Here is a 22,089-nt window from a genome sequence, read left to right as displayed (position 1 = left end):
GCTCGGGACCCGGGCACTCCGGACCCGGGCCCGGGACCCGGGTGGCCCCGGACCCCGGGTCCGAGGCCACACGCGGACGCTTCCGGGTGGGACGCCGAGGGCCAGCCGGTGGGTGTCGGGCCCGGGGCCACACGCGGACGCTTCCCCGCCACACCAGTGGAACCCGGACCCGACCCGGGTCCGGTCAGGCCGAGGTACCGGGCTCCTCAGCCCCGTCCGCCCTGGCCGCGCCCCCGTCCCCGGGGGCACCTCCGTCTCCGAGCGCGGTCCCGTCCTCAGACGCTCCCCCGTTACCGGACGTCTTGTCTGCGGCGTCCGCCCTGAGCCGGGTGTTGACCCGCTCCACGTCCAGGCGCGTGAGCAGGAGCAGGATGAGCGCGTTGGCGATCAGCGGCAGCCACACGTACATGACGTAGAGCATCTGGACGGTCGAGTCCGGCTGTACCGGCGCATCGCGCACGTACCCGCTGGCGGCCAGCAGCCACCCGGCCAGGGCCGTGCCGACGCCGCCGCCCACCTTCACCCCCAGCGAGGTGCAGGAGAACATGAGCCCGTCGATCCGCTTGCCGGTGCGCAGCCACGTGTACTCCGAGATCTCGGCGATCATGGCGTTGAGCGTGCCCTGCAGCGGGCTCATGCCCAGGGAGGCCAGCGCGGACAGCGCCAGCATGAGCGGCACGCTGCCCATGTAGGCGGCCACCAGCACCCCCAGGCGCCCGACCACGGCGATCGCGTACCCCCAGATGTTGACCCGGTACATCTCCTTGAAACGGTCTACCACCACCGGCGTCACCAGCAGCCCCACAATGAGGGGGACGTTAATGGCCCAGGCGAAGACCCCCAGGAGTTTGGCGTCGCCCAGGATGTACTTCATAAAGAAGATGCCCATGTTGAGCATGGCCGTGAAGATCTGGGTCAGGAGGAAGATCCCCAGGATAATGAGGTAGTACCTGTTGGACAGCAGCATCCTGGCCGACTCGCGCATTGTCGGTCTCTCCTCGGCGGTGCTCTCGACCTCCTGGCGGCCCGCGCCCTGCCCCTCTTGGTGGCCCGCCCCGGCATTGGGGCTATTGTCCGCCCCGGCGTCGGGCCCGTCGCCCTCCAGCTCCTCCTCCGGCAGCTCCCTGACCGAGAAGACCGCCAGGGTGTTGACCGCCAGGCCGATGAGCGCGTAGATAATGGCGATGGCCCGCCACCCCTGGGCGCCGCCGCCGAACGTCTCCACGCCCTGGATGGTGACGCTCTGGATGAGCAGGTTGGTCCCGAAGGCGAATATGAAGCGGATGGAGCCCATCTGCACCCGCTCGGCGCTGTTCCTGGTGACCAGCGCGGTCAGGGCCGAGTAGGCGATGTTGTTGGCCGTGTAGAAGACGGAGTTGAGCAGCGTGTAGGCGATGAAGAACCAGATGTACCCGCCTACCGTCCCTATGCCCGTCGGGATCGCGAAGATCGCGATAATCATGGCCGCGCAGCCCACGAACCCCCACAGCATCCACGGCCGCGCCTTGCCCATCCGGGTACTGGTCCTGTCCAGCAGGGTCCCGAAGACGACGTCGGAGAACCCGTCGAAGATCCGGGAGACCATCATGAGGGTGCCGATCACCCCCGGGTTGAGCCCCGCCGTGTCCGTCAGGTAGATCATGAGGAAGGCGGACAGGAGCACGTAGACCACGTTCCCGGCCACGTCCCCCGAGCCGTAACCCACCTTGTTGTACCACCTCAGGTACCTGCGCTCCTCGGGCGCCTCGGGGGCGCCCCCTCCGGGCCTCCCGGCCCCGCGGACCGCCCTCGTGCTGGCGCTCATAGCTTCACCTCGTCGTGGGTAGTGGTGCTGTTCACAGTGCTGAGCAGGAGGTGGAGGTCCATCCCCAGCTCCCGGCCGTCCACCCGGTAGCGGGGCCGCAGGGCCGGCCCGCAGCTGTTGGAGCCAATGCCGGCCATTGCGGCGTCCAGGCACAGGACCGTGCTCCCGCAGGGCACCAGGTCGGTGTTACGGCGCCTGGCCGTCAGCTCCTCCTGGGTGTAGCGCGAGGCGTTGAAGGAGAAGGGGGTCTGGGAGGCCGCCGTCAGGCTCAGCCCGCCCCCGGAGAGGGTCACCTCGTTGCAGTCGGCGTGGCTGCCGTTCTCCTGGGGACGGATGTAGTCCTCGTGGAGGTCGGCGACATCGGCGCTGAATGCCCCGTGGTAGCTGGCGCGGTGCTTGTCCACGTAGCTCTCCTGCGGCCCCAGGCCGTAGTAGTCGACCCGGTCCATAAACCGGGGCAGGAACAGTCGCAGGCCCAGGCGCGGCAGGCTGGGGAACCCCAGGGTCCGGCGCATCCGCAGGCTCAGGCCCAGGACGCCGTCGTCGGTGACGACCCAGGTCAGCTGCCCGCGCAGGGCGGGCTGGACCGAGGGCGCCACCAGAGCGACGTCGGCGTGGACGGCGACCCACCCGGGAGCCTCATCGACCTCCACGCCGTAGGCGCGCGCCACGGCCTGGTGGTAGCGGGCCCGCTCCCACTCCAGGCGCACATTGCGGTCGTTGTCGGTAGGCGCCCGCCAGACGTTGAGCTCCACCGGGCGGTCCAGGAGCTGGCGGCCGTCCACGACCAGGCTGACCGGCAGGCCGGTGCGCTTATCGAGGACGCAGCGCAGGCCTGCCGCGCCGACGTCGATCCGGGTCCCCTCCCTGCGGACCGTCACCCGCCCCGCACGGCTCGGGTGGTCCGCGAGCGCCGCTACCCGCCGGGTGCGCCCGTCGGCGTTGCGCAGGGGGACCTCGTCGAAGCCGAGGACGTGGTCGGCCGCCAGCAGCGGCTGGTCCTGGGCGAGCCGGTAGATGACCAGCAGGTGGCAGCGTCCGGTGGCGGGCACGTCCGGTGCGCAGCGCAGCATAATGCTCGTGTGCGGCGGCACGGGCTCCACCAGGTCGAGCTCCTCGTGCGCCACGACGACGCCGTCGCGCAGCACCTCGTAGGAGATGCGGGCGTAGTGGGCCAGGTCGGTGTGGTCCAGGTCGTTGCGGATTGTGAGCAGGCCCTCGTCCTGGTCGTAGTCGACGACGCGGGCGGGGCGCTGGACGTTCTTGAGCTCGGCCAGCCCGGGGTGGGGGACCCTGTCGGGCGAGACCAGGCCGTCGACGCAGAAGTTGCCGTCGTGGACGGCCTCGCCGTGGTCCCCGCCGTAGAGGTGGATGGGCCGCCCGTCCGGGCTGGTGCCTGCGGCCACGGCGTGGTCGCACCACTCCCACACGAAGCCGCCGCACATGCGCTCGTCGGCCCGGATGATCTCCCAGTAGTCCTCCAGGTCGCCCGGGCCGTTGCCCATGGCGTGGCTGTACTCCACGAGGATGAGGGGCTTGTCCGGGTCGGAGTCCAGGTAGTCGCGGATCTCCTCAATGCCGGGGTACATGCGGCTGTACAGGTCGATGCAGGAGTAGTCGTAGCGGCGCTTGGAGTCCCGGTAGTAGGAGCTCTCGTAGTGGGTCAGGCGCGTGGGGTCGAAGCCCTTGACCCACCTCAGGGCCGCCTCGAGGGTGCAGCCGTAGGAGCACTCGTTGCCCGCGGACCAGGCGATGACGCTGGGGCGGTTCTTCTCCCGGTGGACGCACAGTTGCATGCGGTCCACGGTGGCGTCGGTCCACTCGGGGTTGTCGGCGATGGGCTCGTTCCAGTGCTCCACCTGGTTGTCCCAGGAGTCGTCGGCCAGGAAGCGGGTCTGGGTGCCGTGGCTCTCGTTGTCGGCCTCGGACATGACGTAGAAGCCGTACTCGTCGCACAGCTGGTAGAAGCGCGGGTCGTTGGGGTAGTGGGAGCTGCGTACGGCGTTGATGTTGTGCTCCTTCATGAGCCTCAGGTCGCGCCGCATGTGCTCCAGGCCGATCGCGGGGCCGGTGGCCGGGTCGGAGTCGTGCCGGTTGACCCCCCGCAGCGTGAGGGGCCGCCCGTTGAGGCGCACGACGGCGCCGGTGACCTCCACCTCGCGCAGCCCCACCCGGTCGGTGATGACCTCTCCCGGGGTGGTGATGGTCAGGTGGTAGAGGTAGGGGTCCTCGGCGCTCCACAGGTGCGGGTCGCCCACGGCCAGGCGGACCCGGTGGGTGTACCCGGTGCCGATGCCGGGGTCGTCGTCCCCGGGGGTGAAGGGCTCCAGCTGCCCGGTGGCCACGACCGCGCCCTGGCGGTCCGCCAGCCTCACCGTGGTGGGCACGGGCCCTGTGCGGAAGGCGCCTCGCACCTCGATAACGGCGCGCTCCGGAGCCGCGCCGGAGCGCACCACCGGAGCCGCGCCGGAGCGCGCGCCCCCGCCGGGGACGAGGGAGGTGGTGACGGCGTAGTCGAAGAGGGTCTGGCGCGGCCGGGAGAGCAGGTAGACGTCCCGGAAGATGCCGCTGGTGCGGAACTTGTCCTGGTCCTCCAGGTAGGTGCCGTCGCACCACTTGAGCACCAGGACGGCCAGGCGGTTGGTGCCGGGGCGGATGTGCTCGGTGACGTCGAACTCGGCGGTGGCGTGGGCGACCTGGCTGTAGCCGACGTAGGCGCCGTTGAGCCAGACGTAGAAGCAGGAGTCCACGCCCTCGAAGACCAGGTGCGTGCAGGGCGCCTCGGGGACGGGCTCGTGGTCGAAGTCCCTCAGGTAGGCGGCGCATGGGTTGTCCTGGGGGACGAGGGGCGGGTCGAAGGGGATGGGGTAGCGGACGTTGGTGTACTGGTGGTGGTCGTAGCCCAGGTGCTGCCAGGTGCTGGGCACGGGCACCGGGGCGAACCCCTCCGGGCGGGCCGACCCGGTCGCGCCCTGGGTCCCCGTCTCCCAGAAGGGCTCGGTCAGGTCGTGGACGCTGGGCAGGTACCTCATGAGCCACTGGCCGCTCAGCAGCTGGAAGCGGTCGGAGTCCTGCCTCCCGGGGCCCGGGTCGGTGGGGGAGGAGGCGGGGACGTAGTAGGCGCGGGGCGGCAGCGTGTTCTCGTGGAGGACGCCGAGGTCCTCGTAGTGTCTCGGGACGATCATGGCTCCTGCTCTCTCAAGTGTGCGGGGCACCGGGGCGCCGCGGCGCTGCGGCACCCTCAATGTTGACGTTATCATAGTGGTGGCCGCCCGCCCTGGCAACTAACTACCAACACTTACCTGGAACCGATCGTCAAAGTTGGGAGCTGTTATGATAACGTCATCAGTAGGGATGCCGGAAGGCCCCTGTCACTGCCCTGCCCAGGCCCCTGATAGCCTCCCGCCATGGCCGGTCAGCGCAGGGGTACCCAGGGGGCGCCGTCGTTGAGCGACGTGGCTCGCCTGGCCGGGGTCTCCGCGCAGACGGTCTCGCGCGTCTCAATGGGGGCCGGCAACGTCCGCCCGGCCACCCGGGAGAAGGTGCTCAAGGCAATGAACCAGCTGGGCTACTCCCCCAACCGGGCGGCCCAGGCCCTGCGCCGCGGCTCCTTCAGGGCGATCGGCGTGCTGACCCAGCAGATCCAGCGCACCGGGGAGGCGCTGACCACGGCGGGCGTGCTGGAGGCCGCCACGCGGGCCGACTACACCGTCAACCTCGTCCAGGTGGAGCGCCCCGAGTCCGAGGACCTGCGCCAGGCCGTCTACCGCCTCTCCCACCAGGCCGTGGACGGTCTCGTGGTGGTCCAGGCGGGCCGGGCCGGGCCCGAGCACCTCTCCCTGCCGCCGACCCTGCCGGTGGCGGTCTCGGACTCCGCGCTCGTGGGCTACTACCCCTCGGCCAGCGCCGACCAGGTGCAGGGGGTGCGCGACGCCGTCGGCCACCTCCTGGGCCTGGGGCACCGCACCGTCCACCACGTCACCGGGCCCGAGGGCTCGCAGTCGGCGCTCATCCGCAGGGCCACGTGGGCGGCGTGCCTGAGGGAGGCCGGCGCCCCGGTCCCCGAGCCGGTACCAGGTGACTGGAGCGCGGCCGCGGGCTACCGGGCCGGCCTGCGCCTGGCCGACGACCCGGGGGTGACGGCCGTGTTCTGCGGCAACGACGAGCTGGCGCTCGGCCTCATCCGGGCCATGCACGAGCGGGGCAGGAGCGTACCGGGCGACGTCTCCGTGGTGGGCTTCGACGGCCTGGCCCTGGGCGAGTTCAGCTTCCCGCCGCTGACCACCGTGCGCCAGGACTTCAGGCGCCACGGCCGCGAGATGGTGGCCCTGGTGCTGGAGCAGGTGGCCTCCGGTCCGGCCGACGGGTCGCGCAGCGTCGTCATCCCCACCGAGCTGGTGCTGCGCGGCAGCACGACGTCGGCGGGCAGGTAGCGGCCCCGCGCCCGCCGGTGCTCCCGTAGGCCCGCCCAGGGTGGGGCCCGGGCCGCACCAGGTGGGGCCCGGGGTGGGGCTGCGCCTTGTCAGGGTCTCAGGCGCAGCCTGTCCACGGCGGCGCGCGTCGTGGCCAGGGCGGCGTCGAGGTCGTCGAAGCGCAGCTGGGCCACCCGCGCGAACAGGATGTCGACGACGGCGAGCTGGGCCATGCGGCTGGCCAGGGCCGCGGCCCGCAGCTCGTCCTCGCGGGCGGCGGTGAGCAGGACGCGGGCGGCCCCGCGGGCCGTGGGGGAGCGGGGGTCCCCCGTGACGGCGACCGTGAGCGCGCCCCCCTCGCGCGCCAGGCGCAGGCAGTCGCCGACGTCACGGGTTCGCCCCGAGAAGGAGAACCCGACGGCGACGTCGTCCGCGTCCAGCAGCGCCGCGTGGACGAGCTGGACGTGGGTGTCGGCGTGGAACTGGCAGGGCTGGCCGATCCGCTGGAGCTTCTGGGTGAGGTCGGCGGCCACCAGCCCCGAGGCGCCGACGCCGAAGACGGTGACCGGCCGCGGGACGGCAATGGCCCGGGCCGTCTCCTCCAGGGCGTCCAGGTCGAGCTGCCGGGCCGTCTGCTCGATCGAGCGGGCCTCGTGGAAGGCGATCTTGGCGGCCAGGTCGGCCAGCGAGTCCGAGGCGTCGATCCGCCCGTGGGCGACGCCGGAGCGCTCGTGCTCCAGGTCGCGCCGGCTCAGCTCCTGGGCGAGCGCCAGGCGCAGGTCGGGCAGGCCCGTGTACCCCAGCGCGCGGCAGAAGCGGACTACGCTCGCCTGCGACACCCCCGCGCCCTCGGCCAGGGAGCCCGTGGTCGCCATGAGGGCGGCCTGGGGGTCGGCCAGCACCGTCTCGGCGATGGCCGCCTCCGTGGGGCTGAAGCCCGCACGGGATCGGCGAATGCGCTCCACGACCCCGCTCGGGTCGACGCCGCTCGGGTCGACGCCGGTGTCGCCGACCTCGTTGCTCATGGCCTCGCTCATGGCCTCATCGTCCCCGATCAGCGCGGCTCGCGAACGATTTCCGACGGCGGGGCGTGGCGCCGTCGCACTGCCCGTGCCCGGCCGGGCCTTGGGTGAAGTCATGTTCCTCCAAGACGGTCCAAGGTGTAGTATCATTTCATCCACGGGGCACCGCCGCCCCAGCAAGGAGTGACTATGCCCCCGTCCACACTGGCCACCACGGAGCAGCGCAACCCGGCCTCGGCCTCCCTGGACACCATGAGCAGCCTCGAGATCGTCTCCGTCATGAACACGGAGGACCACCGGGTCGCCAACGCCGTCGGAGCCGCCCTGCCGCAGATCGCCCGTGCCGTCGACGTCGTCGTAGCGGGCATGCGGGCCGGCGGACGCCTCATCTACATCGGCGCCGGCACCTCCGGGCGCCTGGGCGTCCTCGACGCCGCCGAGTGCCCCCCCACCTTCCGCACCCCTGCCGACCTCGTCGTCGGCCTCATCGCCGGCGGCAGGGAGGCCGTGTTCACCGCCGTGGAGGACGCCGAGGACGACGCCGGCCTGGGCGCCGCCGACATCGACGGCCTGGGCGTCGGCGAGCACGACACCGTCGTGGGCGTCGCGGCCTCCGGGCGCACCCCCTACGTCATCGGCGGCCTGGACCGCGCCCGCGAGCGCGGCGCCGCCACCATCGCCCTGGCCTGCACCGCGCGGGCCAGCGTGTGTCAGAACGCCGACGTCGCCATCGAGGTCGTCCCCGGCCCCGAGGTCCTCACGGGCTCCAGCCGCCTCAAGGCCGGCACCGCCCAGAAGCTCGTCCTCAATATGATCTCCACCGCCGCCATGGTGCGGCTCGGCAAGGTCTACGGCAACCTCATGGTCGACGTCGCCCCCACCAACACCAAGCTCATCGACCGCGCCCGCCGGATCGTGTCCGCCGCCACCGGCTGCGACAACGAGCGGGCCGCCGCCGCCCTGGCCGCCGCCGACGGGCACGCCAAGACCGCCATCGTCATGGTCGCCTGCGACATCGACGCCGACGCGGCCCGCCGACGCCTGGCCGCGGCCGGCGGCTTCGTGCGCGCCGCCGTCGGCGCTCCCCCAGCCCCGATCCCGTCCCCATCCGCGAAGGAGTAGCGAATTGAACTACGACGACCTCAGCCGTGATATCCAGCGGCTCGCCGGGGGGCCCGGCAACGTCGTGTCCCACACCAACTGCATGACGCGCCTGCGTCTGGACCTCGCCGACCCGTCCAAGGCGGACGTGGCGGCCATTAAGGCCCTGGATGGCGTCCTCGGCGTCGTCGAGGGCGAGCAGATGCAGATCGTCGTCGGCCCCGGGCACGCCGAGCGCCTGCGCGCCGCCTACGACGCCGTCTCGGGCAGCACCGGGTCCGGCGCCCTCCACGTCAACGTCGACCCCGACCTCGACCCGGCCGCCGCAGCCCGCGCCAGGGTCAAGGCCCGCCAGACCAGCCCCGTCCAGCGCCTCTTCCGCCACGTGGGCAATATCTTCATCCCCATTATCCCCGGCTTTATCGCCTGCGGCCTCGTGGCGGCGATCGCCAACGTGTGGAAGATGCTCGACCCCACGGTCACGACCCACCCCTGGTTCGGCGTCCTGGTGGGGATCGGCGGCATCCTCGGCGGGGCCCTGAACCTTGTCGTCGGGCACAACACCGCCAAGGAGCTCGGCGGCACCCCCGTCCTCGGCCTGGTCGCCGGCGGCCTGCCCTACATGGCCTCCCTGGCCGGCATCCCCGCCGTCAAGGGGGCCGACGGCGCCGTGACCACCGCCGCCCAGCCCCTGACCATCCCGCTCTTCGGCAACCTCGCCCCCGGACTGGGCGGCGTCATCGGCGTCATTGTCACCGCCTGGGCCTTCACCGTCGTCGAGAGGGCGGTCCGCAGGATGGTCCCCGCCGCCCTCGACCTCTTCCTCGTCCCCGTTATCACGCTGCTGGCCGGGGCCGCGCTCGCCATCTTCATTATCATGCCCGTCTCCGCCCTGTTCATGAAGGGGCTGACCTGGCTCCTGGTGGACGTCGCCCTCAAGACCGGCGGGGTCGTCGGCGGCTTCATTATGTCCAGCCTCTTCCTGCCCATGGTCATGCTCGGCATCCACCAGGGCCTGACCCCCCTGCACGCCCAGCTCATCGCCGACCACGGCTTCACCGAGCTCCTGCCCATCCTCGCCATGGCCGGTGCCGGGCAGGTCGGCATGGCGGTGGCCGTGTGGGTGCGCACCCGCAACGAGGCGCTGCGCGGCATTATCAAGTCCGCCCTGCCCATCGGGGTCCTCGGCATCGGCGAGCCCCTCATCTACGGCGTCTCCCTGCCGCTGGTGCGCCCCTTCATCACCGCCTGCCTGGGGGCGGGCTTCGGCGGCGCCGTCGTCGCCCTGGGCATGCAGCAGGAGATGTTCGGCGCCGGGTCCCTGGGGCTGTCCGGGCTGCTCATGATCCCGCTCATTACCGCCGGGCACTGGCTGTGGTACGTGGCCGGCTGGCTGGTGGCCGTCGTCGCCGGCGCGCTCCTGACCTACTTCTTCGGCTACCGGGAGGCCGACGTCGAGCGCGTCTACGGCGACGGCTCCGCTGCCGACATCCTCGACGCGCCCGGGCGCTGAGCGCCGTGCTCTGGTCGGTCTACGCCACGGACGACGAGGAGGTGCGCGACGCCGTCGTCGATCAGGCCTGCTCGCTGGGCGCCGTCGAGCTGTTCACCTCCCTCCACATGCCCGAGACGCAGGACCCGGCCGGCTGGGTGCGGTGGATGGGCCACGTCCACCGCACCCGCGGGGCCCGCTTCTGGGCCGACGTCTCCCCGGCGGGCCTGGCGCGCCTGGGCCCGGTGGACCTGGCGGGCTGCGGCGTCGTCGGGCTGCGCCTGGACTACGGCTACGACGTCCAGGGCGTGCGGGCCGTCGCCGCGGCCACCGGCCTGCCGATCGCCCTCAACGCCTCGACGGTCGGCGCCGCCGCGCTCGACGCGCTCGCGGGGGTGGAGGGGCTGGTCGGCTGGCACAACTTCTACCCGCGGCCCGGCACCGGCCTGGACGGCGGCTACTACGCGCGCCAGTCGCGGCTGTTCACCTCGCGGGGCCTGCGGCTGCTGGCCTTCGTCCCCGGGGAGGTGACGCGGCGCGCCCCGCTGTACCGGGGCCTGCCGACCCTCGAGGAGCACCGCCACCGCGACGCCTACACCAGCGCGGTGCGGCTGCGGGCGCTGGCCGACGGCGTCGAGGCGGTGTGCGCCGAGGGCGTCGTGGCGCCCCGCCACCTGGAGTGGATCCGGCGGGCGGAGGACGGCGTCCTCACCCTGCCGGTGAACCTCGCCCCGGGGTGCGCGTGGCTGGAGGGGGACTGGCGGCTGCGCGTGGAGGAGACGGGGCGCTCCCACCGGCTGGAGGGCACGCGCGGGCGGGCGCTGCCCGGGGCGTGCGCCAACGCCGACGCCATGGAGACCGGCTCCCTCCAGATGGACACCCTCGGCCGCTACCGGGGGGAGGTGCACCTCATGACCGCCACGGCGCCGCTGGACGGGGAGCACGTGCGCCTGGGCGAGGTCGCCGCCCCCTACCGCTGCCTGGTCGGCCTGCTGCGCGGCGGCCAGCAGGTGCGGCTGGTGCGCGCCGACCGGCCCGCGCCGGGCCGCTGATCCGGGCCCCGGCCCCGCGCAGCCCGCCCGGGCCAGCCTGCGGCGGGAGCACCGGCGGACGCGGGGCGCGCGCCTGGAGCCCTCAGAAGTCCCAGTCCTCGTCCTGGGTGGCCTCGGCGGTGCCGATGACGTAGGAGGAGCCCGAGCCGGAGAAGAAGTCGTGGTTCTCGTCGGCGTTGGGGCTCAGGGAGGCCAGGATCGCCGGGTTGACGTCCACGGCGTCGGCCGGGAAGAGCGCCTCGTAGCCCAGGTTCATGAGGGCCTTGTTGGCGTTGTAGCGCAGGAACTTCTTGACGTCCTCGGTCAGTCCCAGCTCGTCGTAGAGGTCCTCGGTGTACTGCTCCTCGTTGTCGTACAGCTCCATGAGCAGGTCGAAGGTGTAGTCCTTGAGCTCGGCCTGGCGCCCCGGGGAGGACTCGCGCACCGCCAGCTGGTACTTGTAGCCGATGTAGTAGCCGTGCACGGCCTCGTCGCGGATAATGAGGCGGATGAGGTCGGCGGTGTTGGTCAGCTTGGCGTGGCTGGACCAGTACATGGGGGCGTAGAAGCCGGAGTAGAACAGGAAGGACTCCAGCATGGTGGAGGCCACCTTGCGCTTCTCCGCGTCGTCGCCGCGGTAGTAGTCCAGGATAATGCGGGCCTTGCGCTGGAGGTTCTCGTTCTCCTCGCTCCAGCGGAAGGCCTCGTCGATCTCGGCGGTGGAGATGAGGGTGGAGAAGATCGAGGAGTAGGAGCGGGCGTGCACCGACTCCATAAAGGCGATATTGGTGTAGACCGCCTCCTCGTGGGGGGTGCGGGCGTCGGGGATGAGCGAGACGGCGCCCACCGTGCCCTGGATGGTGTCCAGCAGGGTCAGGCCGGTGAACACGCGGGTGGTCATGTTCTTCTCGGGCTCGGTCAGGGTCGCCCAGGACTGGACGTCGTTGGACAGCGGCACCTTCTCGGGCAGCCAGAAGTTACCGGTCAGGCGGTCCCAGACCTCCAGGTCCTTGTCATCGATGAGGCGGTTCCAGTTGATGGCCTGGACGCGGTCGATGAGCTTGATGGGCTCGGGCATGGGTTCCTCCCCGGTGGGCTGATGCCTGGCTGACGTCTCACATGCTACCGACGGCGGCGGCGGAGTTGGCTATCCTCGCGGTAGCCCCTGCCCTCGGGAGATGATGATGAGTGACACGACGGCGGCCCGACACCGCCCAGCCCGACCGGCGGCGGGTACCCCGCGCGGGTCACGGGAACCTGCTGGTGGTGCCGCGCCTGACCGCCGTCCGGCGCCCGCGTCCCCGGACCCGGGCGACCCGCCCCCCGGGGACCCGGACGGGACCTCAGACCCCGACACCGCTCCTGGTGCGTCGGGTGCCCCGGGCGCCGAGGCACCGGGCTCCCCGGACCCGGGTGCCGTGGTCCGCCGCTACCGGGGCCGGGTCGCCGGGATCGACGTCGCCCGGGGCCTGGCGGTGCTGGGCATGTTCTGCGCCCACGTGGCACCCCGTGACCCCGGGGACCCCGCCGCGCTCAGGCTGCTGGTCACGGCCAGCGACGGGCGCTCCTCCATCCTCTTCGCCCTGCTGGCGGGGGTGTCGCTGGCTATTCTCACCGGGCGAAACGTGGTCTACGAGGGCGAGCAGATGCGTACCGCCCGACTGCGTATTCTGGGGCGGTCGGCCATGCTGGTGGTCATTGCCGGACTCCTGGTGAGCCTGGGCACCTCCATTAACGTCATCCTGGCCTTCTACGCCGCCTGGTTCGTGGCGGCGCTGCCGTTCGCGCGCTGGCCCGCGGCCCGCCTGCTGAGGGCGGCGGCGGTGCTGTCCGTGCTGGGGCCGCTGACGGCAGTGGGTGTGATATGGCTCGCCGGTTCCCTGGGCATGTGGATGACGGGGGACGCCAACTCCTTCATTGTGGAGGTCTTCTTCTCCGGCGCCTACCCGGGGGCCTCGTACATGGTCTTCGTGCTGGCCGGCATGGGGATCGGCCGCCTGGACGTGACGAGCACCCGCCTCCAGGTGAGGCTGGTGTGGGTGGGGGGCCTCCTGGCGGTGCTCGGCTACCTCACGAGCTGGTGCCTGGCCCAGGTGGTCGGCTTGCCCACGGAGGAGGGGATTGAGCCGTGGCGCCAGGTGACCATCGCCAACGGCCCGACGATGGGGGAGGGCCTGCACTGGACCCCCCTCCCCCTCCCGGCGCTGGCGGACCTGGTCGACGCCGGTGCGCACACCGGCACCGTCCTGGAGACCGTCGGCTCCGGGGGCTGCGCCGTCATGGTGCTGGGCCTGTGCCTGCTGGCCGGCGGCTGGGCGCGGCACGTGCTGCGCCCGGTGGCCGCCGTCGGCTCCATGGCCCTGACGGCCTACAGCGCCCAGTTCGTGGTGGTGGCCTTCAACGAGGACTGGCTCGTGGCGCAGGACTGGGCGCCCTTTGCGTGGCTGGCCCTGGGCACCATGGCCGGGACGCTGGGGTGGGGCCTGGTGGCCCGGCGCGGGCCCCTGGAGTGGGTCATGTGGAAGGTCTCCCTGGCCGCGGCGCGGACCTAAGGGGCGGGCGGTCCGCGACGGGTGAGGTGAGCGGCCCGCGGCTGGCGTCCAGGACGGCCTCTTGAGCGGTCCCGGAGCCCGCGGCCGGCGTCCGCCGCCTGGCCCCGGGGAAGTCAAGTGTGGGGTGCGTCGCTGAGTCGGACGCACCCCACACATCCCACCTGCGGGAACGAGGCGTGGAGGTGGTGCGGTGTCGACCTCGCCGTGCAGGGGGACAGGAACCCGGCGTCCTCGGCGGGCCCTGGGTCAACTGTGGCATAAAAACCTCCTAAAATAAAAACTGTGAGACCCATGTGACGAGCCTGAGAGGGCGTTGATCACGTTTCTGTAACGGTTTCACGCCGTTTTAGAGGACGGAGGTCCTCTCGGTCCTCAGAAATAGTGATATTCATCACTATTGTCGGACGGGCCTGAGGGCGTGCTCCCTGTGACCTTGCAAGTGGGATGACCTGAGGGTCGGAGTGGGTCGCTAGGCTGGCGTGGTGAGCATGTCCACTGTCCATGTCGCTGTCGTCATCCCCGCCAAGGATGAGGCTGAGCGCGTCGCAGCCACCGTGCGCGCCTGCCGTGCTGTCCCCAGGGTGGACCTCGTCGTCGTCGTCGACGACGGCTCGACCGACGCCACCCAGGACCACGCCCGCAGCGCCGGGGCGGTGACCGTGCGCCACTCGGTGAGCCGGGGCAAGGCCTCCGCCCTGGAGACCGGCGCCAGCGTCGTGGCCATGCGCGACTACGAGAACGGCCCGGCCCGGCTCCTGCTCTTTATCGACGCCGACCTGGGGGACTCGGCCGCGTCCTGCGCCGAGCTCGTCCCCCCGGTGGTTGACGGGGTCGCGGACATGGCCATCGCCGTCCCGCCCAAGCAGGCCGGGGCAGGCGGGCGAGGGCGCGTGGTACGGGCCGCCCGGCACGCCATCACCTCCATGACCGGCTGGTCGCCCGTCGCGCCCCTGTCCGGGCAGCGCTGCCTGACGCGGGAGGCCTACGAGAAGGCCTCGCCGCTGGCCGAGGGCTGGGGCGTGGAGGTCGGCCTGTCCGTGGACGTCCTGGCTGCCGGGCTGTCCGTCATCGAGGTCCCCTGTGACATTACCCACCGCGTCACCCGCAACGACCGGGCAGGTCAGATGCACCGCGCCGGGCAGTACCGGGACGTGCTGCTGGCCATCGCCTCGCGTCGGCTCCGACGTCGGGGCCTGCGCCCCAGGCAGTTCGCCCAGTCCCTGCACGACCAGCAGCCCTTCACCGCCTACCGGGCGTACTGACCCCCGGTAGGCGCCCCGGCTCCTCGCGTCCGGGCAACAGGGGTTGCCCGTCGAGCTCTGTGTACCAGCAGCCTGGCTCCTTGCGCACCGGGTCAGGCCGCGAGCGCACGTCTGCGTCGCCTGGCACCGGCTCCTTACGCCGGGTACCGCGCCGCCGGGACTGCGGAGGGCGAGCCTGCCCGGTCCGCGTACCGGGGCACTGGGGTGGCCTCGGGCCCCAGGTCGTGGTGACCTGGCGTCCCTCCGACGACGGCCGCTAGGAGGCGGTAGGGGCCCGGCCCCCGGGGCGGCACCCCGTCAGGAGGGCGGCCAGGCCCAGGGGGACGGCCACGGCCAGGCAGTACCAGGCCATGGCGGCGCCTGAGTCGTTGACCAGCACGGACACCACGACCAGGACGCCCAGGGCCCGCAGGACCGCCCGCAGCCAGGTGGCCACCGGGAGCACGACCGGCAGGGACGCCTTTGGGGCGGGCATGGCCGGGTCAGGTGGTGCGGCAGCCCCCGGCTGTTCCCCGGCCAGCCAGGCGTAGGCGCTGCGGCCCTCCTGCCAGGCTCGCAGCTCCCGGCGCGCCCACCACAGCGCGCCGCCCAGGACCGCCAGGCCTACCACCAGCGCGGTCAGCGCCATGGCGCTGGTGACAAAAGGCGCGACCAGCGCCCAGGCCTTGCGCGCGAGCGTGTGCCAGGCCGAGCCGTCCACCACCTGCTGGACGAACCGTCCCAGGTGCGTGCGCCCCGGGGAGGGGCGGGAGTAGTCCCAGGCCGCGAAGCCGCCGACCACGCCCACCGTCAGCGCCACGGTGGCCAGCAGCCGGGGCCAGGCCAGGCGGGTACCCGCCAGCCCCGCCCCCAGGACCACGAGCGTGGGGACCAGCGTGATCGCCCCGCCCATGTCCGCCCCCACCTGCGGGGCGCCGTCGAGCAGGAGGGCCGCACCACCCAGGACGGCGACCAGGAGCCAGGAGGCCTGCCGTCTGCCCAGGTACCTGGGCGACGCCGCCCTTCCGCCAGCGGGCGCGGCGGCCTGGGCGCCCGGGGCGCCGTCGGGTCCTGTGAGAGCTCGCCAGGACGTCCCGATCCCCACTACGAGCGAGGCGGCCACGAGGGCGAAGGCCGTGTTGGAGATCCCGTAGAAGCGTCCCGCGACCACCGCGTTCATCCCCAGGGGGCCGTTGAAGGCGAGGTGGGCGCCCAGGGCTGCGTCCACCAACCACGCGGCACAGGTCAGCAGGGCCAGGACAGGGACGGCCCAGCAGGAGGTGGCCCGGCGGCGTGCACCGGCGCGCACCGCCGGGCCCCGGTCGTCGGCACAGCCGGTGACCGCGGTCGGCCGCGGCCCCACGGCCTCGCCTACGCCCGTGCTCCTCCCGGCCACGCCGTACACGTCGGCGTAGGGGAGGGGCGGCTGGTCGGGGGAGGGTACCGGGGGGTGTCCGCGCCCGGTGGGGGACAGGACCACGGCGGCCAGGAGGCCGACCCCCGCCGCCAGGGCCGCGGCCGTCCCCAGCACCGCCAGCACGGTCCAGGCGCTCGGGTGGCCCGCGTCGGCCCCGATGCGCCACCACGGGAACGCGTTGAGCACCAGCAGGACCAGCGGAAGGCTGGCGGCGCCCAGGGCCGCGCAGGCGATCCGACGCCGCAGACGGGGCGCGTCGTCAGGTCCGGCATCTTGACCGGCGCCAGGACGGCCTCCGCCGCCGGTACCGTGCCAGCGCCCGGTGGGTCCGGCGGGCTGCGTGGTCCCCGGCTGGGGCGGTGCAGTGCCCGGGTGGGGCCCCGGGAGGTCGTGGGGCCGACTACCCGGCTCAGCAGACACCCCAGGCCGGTACGGCCAGCTCCCCGGGAGGTCGTGGGGCCGACGCCGCAGGCTGAGGGCCGCCGTCGCCCCCACCCCCAGCATGACGCAGACCAGGAGCAGCCCCGCCGGGACGGTCGCGGCGGCGGAGGCGCGGGCGTGGAGGGCGTCGTCGGCCAGGTACTCCAGGGGGGTGACGGACATGGTGTCCCCGAGCACCAGGCCGTGGGAGGGCAGGACCAGGGGGGCGCTACCCGACCAGGAGCGGTCCGGGGCGGCGCCGAGCGCGGTGGCCAGCGCGGTGGTGATCTCAGGCAGTTCGACCAGTCCGGGGCGGTGGGTCGCGGAACCGGTCACTATGGTGGTCCACCCCTGCTTGACCGAGCCCTGGGGGCTGGTGGTGCCCGTCGGGAGGATGCCCAGCTGCGGGCCCGGGTCCTCCCCGTCAGCGACTGAGGCCACAATGACGCGCACGCCCCCGGGGACCTTCGCGGCCCAGCTAAGAACGTCGTCGATCGCATTCAGCTGCTGGTAGGTGTCCCTTGGTGATTCCTGACCGGAGTCCAGGTCCACCATGGTCAGGTCGGGCAGCCTCCCGGACTGCTCCAGGGCCTCCAGGCCGGGCAGGGTGGGCGGGGCGGTGCCGTCGGAGGCCGTCAGGGCCAGGACGGCCCCGTCCCCCACGGCGGCGGTGCTCACCCCCGCCGTGGCCAGGGCGTCGGCCAGTGAGCCCGGGCGGGCCGAGGGGGTCAGGTCCGCCGAGACGGTACGGGCCTGGTCCCAGGTGGGGGACTGGGGGCGGCCGCTGACGACGCAGGGGCCGGTGGTGGCCTTCGCCCGGGACCCCGACCCGAGGCTGAGCCAGCCGTCGGCGGTGCAGGTGCGGTCACCGGCGGTACGGGTGACCAGGTTGACCGGTGACATCTGTGACGCCGGGAGCACGAGCCTGCTGGCCAGGGTACCGGCTCTGGAAGGGTCGTCAGCGGCCGCCACCAGGTGCTGCCAGGTCAGGTTGCTGGTGCCCAGCAGGAGGACCGGTCGTCTCGCTGCCTGGGCGTCCTGGGGGCCGGGGCCGTCGGCGTGCGCCACCGGCACCCCGAGGACGCCCACCAGGCCAAGGACCAGCAGGACGGGGAGCGTCATGGTGCGTACGTGTCGACCCATCCGGTCAGCGTAGCGGCTTGCCCGGTGGACGTACCGGGAACAGCCCGGAGGCCTGCAGGGCGTATCGACCTCCGGTAGCCCCTGAGCCGGTGCTCGCCAGGGCTCAGGCTTGGGGCCCAGCGCCGAGGATCCGCGCCGTCTGCGACTGCCGGGCCGGACGCCCGCACCCGGTCCGTGCCAGGACATCGCGATTTCATGCTCACCGCCTGCCCCGGCGGACGCCCGCACCCGGTCCGGGCCGTGGGAGGGCGCCCACCAGGCACTCGCCAGGTGGCTGCGTGCCTGTACCGGGGCGTCCGCGCGGACGTCGTCCGCCTCTGCCGGGCTGGTCACCGAGCCGGTACGGGGCCGCGCGTCGTCCTGACACCATGTCGTTCTCACCGTCAGCCGGTACTGTGAGGCCATGACGAGCGTCCCACCTACCTGGTCCTTCCTCGGCCCCACGGGGACCTTCTCGGAGATGGCCCTGCGGCAGGTGGCGCCGGACGACGTCGTCCTGGCCCCCTGCCAGGACATCCCCACCGCCCTGGACCAGGTCCGCTCACGCAGGGCGCAGGCCGCCGTCGTCCCCATAGAGAACTCCGTGGAGGGCGGGGTCAACGCCACCCTGGACCACCTGGTGGCCTCCAGCCCCCTGGTCATTGCCGCCGAGGTGGCCGTGCCGATCACCTTCGTCCTGGCTGGCAGGCCCGGGACGCGGCTGGAGGACGTGCGGGCCGTCTCCACCCACCCCCACGCCTGGGCGCAGTGCCGCGGCTGGATGGGGCACAACCTGCCCGAGACCGTCTACGTGGCGGGCACCTCGACCTCCGCGCCAGCGCAGGCGCTCGCGGAGACGGGCCGGAGCCTGGAGCAGGTGGGCTTCCAGGCGGTCCTGTGCAACCCGCTGGCGGCCCAGGACTACGGCCTGGAGGTCCTGGCGGCGGGGGTGGCCGACAAGTCGGACGCCATAACCCGCTTCGTCAAGGTCACCCGACCCGGACGGGTCCCGGAGGTGACAGGGGCGGACAAGACCACGCTCCTGGTCCAGCTGCCCCACAACCGGGCGGGCGCCCTGCTGGACATGCTGGAGCAGTTCAGCGTCCGCGGCGTGAACCTGACACGTATTGAGTCCCGCCCGGTGGGTGACGCCCTGGGGCGGTACCGCTTCAGCATTGACGTCGAGGGGCACATCCGGGAGGAACGCATCCAGGCGGCCGTCATCGGCCTGCACCGCACCTGCCCGGTGGTGCGCTTCCTGGGCTCCTACCCGCGCCTGGACGCCCGCCCGGTCACGGTGGTCGCGGGCACCAGCGACAAGGACTTCCAGGTGGCGCGCGCCTGGGTGGCGGACGTCCTGGAGGGGCGCAGCCTGTAGGCCGGGTGGCCGGTAGCGCGGGTGGCCGGGTGGCGGGCCGGAGTCGCGTGCCCACCCGGCACCGGGCTGCCCGGGCGCCCCGGGCACCGGCCCGACCCTGACGCCCCGCGTGCCCGCCCGGCACCAGCAGGCCGACCGCTGTGGCGCACCCTGGCCTCCCCAGACGTGTCCCATCTGCCCGCCTAGCCGCCACCAGGCTGCGGCTGGGGTCCGCACGGTGTGCACCTGACGTGCCCCGCCTGCCCGCCTGGCGCCGGGCCGCCCGCCGTGGCGCACCCTCCGCCTGGCAGCGGGGACCCCGCTCTGGCCAGCTCCCCGGCTTGTGGTCCGCGGTGCCCTGGGGCTGCCGGGGCCTGGTCCGGTACCGGGCGTCAGGTGCGGGCGCTGAGCGTACGAGTTCTTGCAGAATGCATTAGGTCGCGCAAACTGCACGAGTTTTTGTGCCGCCCCTCCTACCGACTCTGAGATATCCGTATGATTCCGTGAGCCCCAGGGTGCCCTGCGCGGTGCGTCAAGCGATGGCGGTCGGCTGGCGGGCTGACCGAGGGTTGTATATGGTACAGGGCGGACGACGGGCGAGGCCGAATTGACGACATGCACGTGTTCAGTTCTCCGTATACGCGGAGCTGTCTCCCGCGGTTCTGCTGGCCTGCTGGTCCTACGGGCCTTAATCTCCGTATGCGCGGAGCTGTCGACGTCGGCGCCCCTCACCGGCGTGAGCGGATCCCTTAATCTCCGTATGCGCGGAGCTGTCGACGAGTCCGAGCGCATGACGATGAAGGAGGCGCCTTAATCTCCGTATGCGCGGAGCTGTCTGGGGTGACCTACCTCTCTACGGGCACCGCGACCCTTAATCTCCGTATGCGCGGAGCTGTCGGCCGCAGGGACAGGGAGCAGTGCCACACGTGGCCTTAATCTCCGTATGCGCGGAGCTGTCGACGTCGGCGCCCCTCACCGGCGTGAGCGGATCCCTTAATCTCCGTATGCGCGGAGCTGTCTGGACCAGGGTCGTCACCGCCGAGGAGGGCGAGCCTTAATCTCCGTATGCGCGGAGCTGTCTCGTCCCGCTCCTCAGGCGCCGATGCCGAGCCGCCTTAATCTCCGTATACGCGGAGCTGTCCGCGACGGCGTGATCGACCGCTTCTCCATCGGCCCTTAATCTCCGTATACGCGGAGCTGTCATGATCTCCGTCACCGCTCCTTACAGCGCGGACCCTTAATCTCCGTATGCGCGGAGCTGTCTACATGATGACCCTACGCACCAAAGGCGGCACACCTTAATCTCCGTATGCGCGGAGCTGTCAACTTCTTGCCGTTAATTTTGAAGTCGTCAAACCCTTAATCTCCGTATGCGCGGAGCTGTCGTCTCGCTGCGCTCCGGGTGCTTCCCGGAGCGGCCTTAATCTCCGTATGCGCGGAGCTGTCTTCGTACCGGCACACCAATATCGTAAACGAAAACCTTAATCTCCGTATGCGCGGAGCTGTCAGCACGGTGTGCGAGGCCGAGTTCAAGCGTATGCCTTAATCTCCGTATGCGCGGAGCTGTCTGGGGTCAGGGTCAAAACATGCTCTGAGAGCTCCCTTAATCTCCGTATGCGCGGAGCTGTCGTTGGCGTAGTTCAGGTTGACGATAATCTTTCGCCTTAATCTCCGTATGCGCGGAGCTGTCGAGGCGTCGGCGCGCTCGGCCCTCAGGGCCATGCCTTAATCTCCGTATGCGCGGAGCTGTCTGGCCGCGTGGGCGAGCGTTGACTTTGACGGCCCCTTAATCTCCGTATGCGCGGAGCTGTCGTGGACAACAAGTCCAACAAGCCCGAGCCGGTGCCTTAATCTCCGTATGCGCGGAGCTGTCTGTAAGGGGTCTAGAGCGGCTTGTGGGTGGGGGCCTTAATCTCCGTATGCGCGGAGCTGTCCTGTTGACCACGAAGAGAAGTCCGGTATGGCGGCCTTAATCTCCGTATGCGCGGAGCTGTCAAAACCTTCAGTCCCCCAAATCACCGGCTGACCCCTTAATCTCCGTATGCGCGGAGCTGTCCATGATACTCCTTTCCGCATGGCGGACGCCACACCTTAATCTCCGTATGCGCGGAGCTGTCCCCGGCGAGACAATATTCTACGTGGCCATATCCCCTTAATCTCCGTATGCGCGGAGCTGTCTTTTTGGGGCGTCTGAGGTCGGTTCTGCGGCCCCTTAATCTCCGTATGCGCGGAGCTGTCATTGGCCTACGGTGCCTGAAATGATTCCTCTTGCCTTAATCTCCGTATGCGCGGAGCTGTCGCTAGCTGACCTGCAGGTTTGTTGGGCGGGTGGTCGTCGTGCATTTACTGCCGACCTGCTGGCTGCTGCGGACCCCGCAAGGGTACCAGAGGCGTGTCTGCGTCGCACCTCAGTTTGTGCACTTAGCGACGTTAAACGTGCTGATATCACAGCACAATGGGCATGCCATACCCAAAGGCCTTTCCGCGGCCGATACCGCTGACGTAGGCACGTACTGCCTCCTCTCGTACTGCTGTCACGGTAGCTGTGAGGTCACGGACCATGAAGGAGCGTTGCCCCCGGCTTCCCAGGAACCAGCGGGGACTCACCTTGAGGTCGCATACCTCAAGGCCGTGGCGTCCCAGGAGCGCGCGCGCCCAGTCCTCCGCCTCCTCGTCCCGAACCGCCCGGATGCGGGTGCGTCCGCTCTCGTCCTCGCGTCGCTTCTCGGCAACCGCGCGGACAGTCAGCCGCTGCCCGGCCACCAGTCCGTCAGGGGTCTCAAGACTCTGCGCGTCCTTGATCGGGGGCGCCCCGCGGTAGCGAATGGTGACGTGTCCCGCCTGCCCGCCTAGCTCGGTGGGCAGGGCCAGACGGAAGAGGACACCCAGGGAAGCCCGGGCTGTGCGTGAGACCCCCCGGAGGTCGGGCAGGTTTCTCAGTGCCAGGTGGTGGACGCCGTCGGGGGTACTGAGGTACTCAAGTGCCTCAGTCAGAGGGATTGCGAGGACCTGGTCTTGCACAAAGGCTCCTAAGAGGTTGAGGGCGGACGTAAGTGGTGCGGGAAGGACGCGGTCCTGGCCGCGAGCAGACTGACCGCCTGTGCCCGGACCCGGTACC

13 protein-coding genes and 1 CRISPR repeat array are annotated in these 22,089 nt (G+C 71.4%); of the genes, 7 read left to right on the top strand and 6 right to left on the bottom strand.

Going from position 1 to position 22,089, the window contains the following annotated elements; translation table 11 throughout:
- Positions 1–184: 184 nt before the first annotated feature.
- Positions 185–1,804, bottom strand: a complete 1,620-nt coding sequence (locus JJJ15_RS06350; RefSeq protein WP_200511827.1) for an MFS transporter — start codon at positions 1,802–1,804, stop codon at positions 185–187.
- Positions 1,801–4,989 carry a glycoside hydrolase family 2 TIM barrel-domain containing protein gene (locus tag JJJ15_RS06345; RefSeq protein ID WP_200511826.1) on the bottom strand — a complete coding sequence of 1,063 codons (3,189 nt, stop codon included), beginning with the start codon at positions 4,987–4,989 and terminating at the stop codon, positions 1,801–1,803. Before JJJ15_RS06345 ends, JJJ15_RS06350 begins: the two co-directional genes overlap by 4 nt.
- A gap of 222 nt (positions 4,990–5,211) precedes the next feature.
- Between JJJ15_RS06345 and JJJ15_RS06340 the strand changes: the two genes are divergently transcribed.
- On the top strand, positions 5,212–6,237 hold the full coding sequence (locus tag JJJ15_RS06340; RefSeq protein ID WP_165271616.1) for a LacI family DNA-binding transcriptional regulator: 1,026 nt from the start codon (positions 5,212–5,214) through the stop codon (positions 6,235–6,237).
- 89 nt (positions 6,238–6,326) lie between these two features.
- Here the strand turns inward: JJJ15_RS06340 and JJJ15_RS06335 are convergent, their stop codons facing one another.
- The gene (locus tag JJJ15_RS06335) at positions 6,327–7,355 is read right to left on the bottom strand and encodes a MurR/RpiR family transcriptional regulator (RefSeq protein WP_200511825.1); all 1,029 of its coding nucleotides are present in this window, start codon (positions 7,353–7,355) and stop codon (positions 6,327–6,329) included.
- A 72-nt stretch (positions 7,356–7,427) separates the two neighbouring features.
- On the opposite strand from JJJ15_RS06335, the gene murQ reads away from it, so the two are divergent.
- From murQ to JJJ15_RS06320, 3 genes are read left to right on the top strand one after another with little or no spacing between them, the layout of a single operon-like run.
- Positions 7,428–8,360 (top strand): N-acetylmuramic acid 6-phosphate etherase, encoded by a 933-nt coding sequence (gene murQ, locus JJJ15_RS06330; RefSeq protein WP_200511824.1) that lies wholly within the window; start codon positions 7,428–7,430, stop codon positions 8,358–8,360.
- Positions 8,361–8,364: 4 nt separating this feature from the next.
- Positions 8,365–9,852 (top strand): PTS transporter subunit EIIC, encoded by a 1,488-nt coding sequence (locus JJJ15_RS06325; RefSeq protein ID WP_200511823.1) that lies wholly within the window; start codon positions 8,365–8,367, stop codon positions 9,850–9,852.
- A 5-nt stretch (positions 9,853–9,857) separates the two neighbouring features.
- Positions 9,858–10,883 (top strand): MupG family TIM beta-alpha barrel fold protein, encoded by a 1,026-nt coding sequence (locus tag JJJ15_RS06320; RefSeq protein WP_200511822.1) that lies wholly within the window; start codon positions 9,858–9,860, stop codon positions 10,881–10,883.
- An 82-nt stretch (positions 10,884–10,965) separates the two neighbouring features.
- On the opposite strand, the gene nrdF is transcribed toward JJJ15_RS06320, so the two are convergent.
- Positions 10,966–11,940 carry a class 1b ribonucleoside-diphosphate reductase subunit beta gene (gene nrdF, locus JJJ15_RS06315; protein WP_200511821.1) on the bottom strand — a complete coding sequence of 325 codons (975 nt, stop codon included), beginning with the start codon at positions 11,938–11,940 and terminating at the stop codon, positions 10,966–10,968.
- 106 nt (positions 11,941–12,046) lie between these two features.
- On the opposite strand from nrdF, the gene JJJ15_RS06310 reads away from it, so the two are divergent.
- Entirely contained in the window at positions 12,047–13,414 is a 1,368-nt protein-coding gene (locus JJJ15_RS06310) for a heparan-alpha-glucosaminide N-acetyltransferase domain-containing protein (protein WP_200511820.1), read from the top strand.
- Positions 13,415–13,902: 488 nt separating this feature from the next.
- Positions 13,903–14,676 (top strand): glycosyltransferase, encoded by a 774-nt coding sequence (locus tag JJJ15_RS06305; RefSeq protein WP_200511968.1) that lies wholly within the window; start codon positions 13,903–13,905, stop codon positions 14,674–14,676.
- Positions 14,677–14,932: 256 nt separating this feature from the next.
- Here the strand turns inward: JJJ15_RS06305 and JJJ15_RS06300 are convergent, their stop codons facing one another.
- On the bottom strand, positions 14,933–17,635 hold the full coding sequence (locus JJJ15_RS06300; RefSeq protein WP_200511819.1) for a hypothetical protein: 2,703 nt from the start codon (positions 17,633–17,635) through the stop codon (positions 14,933–14,935).
- 403 nt (positions 17,636–18,038) lie between these two features.
- Between JJJ15_RS06300 and pheA the strand changes: the two genes are divergently transcribed.
- The gene (pheA, locus tag JJJ15_RS06295; RefSeq protein ID WP_200511818.1) at positions 18,039–18,992 is read left to right on the top strand and encodes a prephenate dehydratase; all 954 of its coding nucleotides are present in this window, start codon (positions 18,039–18,041) and stop codon (positions 18,990–18,992) included.
- Positions 18,993–19,595: 603 nt separating this feature from the next.
- A CRISPR array of direct repeats spans positions 19,596–21,270; the repeat unit is 28 nt; unit sequence CCTTAATCTCCGTATGCGCGGAGCTGTC.
- A gap of 146 nt (positions 21,271–21,416) precedes the next feature.
- Here pheA and JJJ15_RS06290 read toward each other — a convergent pair.
- Positions 21,417–21,992: a type I-E CRISPR-associated protein Cas6/Cse3/CasE gene (locus JJJ15_RS06290; protein ID WP_200511817.1), complete on the bottom strand. Its 576-nt coding sequence runs from the start codon at positions 21,990–21,992 to the stop codon at positions 21,417–21,419.
- Positions 21,993–22,089: the final 97 nt, after the last annotated feature.

The organism is Actinomyces sp. HMT897 (genome assembly GCF_016626125.1).
Classification (GTDB): domain Bacteria; phylum Actinomycetota; class Actinomycetes; order Actinomycetales; family Actinomycetaceae; genus Actinomyces.
This window is presented reverse-complemented; position numbering and strand designations above follow the sequence as displayed.

Coding starts and splice junctions, on each gene's coding strand:
- murQ (WP_200511824.1), top strand. CDS start 7,428: ATGCCCCCGTCCACACTGGCCACCACGGAGCAGCGCAACCCGGCCTCG.
- JJJ15_RS06345 (WP_200511826.1), bottom strand. CDS start 4,989: ATGATCGTCCCGAGACACTACGAGGACCTCGGCGTCCTCCACGAGAAC.
- pheA (WP_200511818.1), top strand. CDS start 18,039: ATGACGAGCGTCCCACCTACCTGGTCCTTCCTCGGCCCCACGGGGACC.
- JJJ15_RS06305 (WP_200511968.1), top strand. CDS start 13,903: ATGTCCACTGTCCATGTCGCTGTCGTCATCCCCGCCAAGGATGAGGCT.
- nrdF (WP_200511821.1), bottom strand. CDS start 11,940: ATGCCCGAGCCCATCAAGCTCATCGACCGCGTCCAGGCCATCAACTGG.
- JJJ15_RS06350 (WP_200511827.1), bottom strand. CDS start 1,804: ATGAGCGCCAGCACGAGGGCGGTCCGCGGGGCCGGGAGGCCCGGAGGG.
- JJJ15_RS06310 (WP_200511820.1), top strand. CDS start 12,047: ATGAGTGACACGACGGCGGCCCGACACCGCCCAGCCCGACCGGCGGCG.
- JJJ15_RS06340 (WP_165271616.1), top strand. CDS start 5,212: ATGGCCGGTCAGCGCAGGGGTACCCAGGGGGCGCCGTCGTTGAGCGAC.
- JJJ15_RS06300 (WP_200511819.1), bottom strand. CDS start 17,635: ATGGGTCGACACGTACGCACCATGACGCTCCCCGTCCTGCTGGTCCTT.
- JJJ15_RS06335 (WP_200511825.1), bottom strand. CDS start 7,355: ATGACTTCACCCAAGGCCCGGCCGGGCACGGGCAGTGCGACGGCGCCA.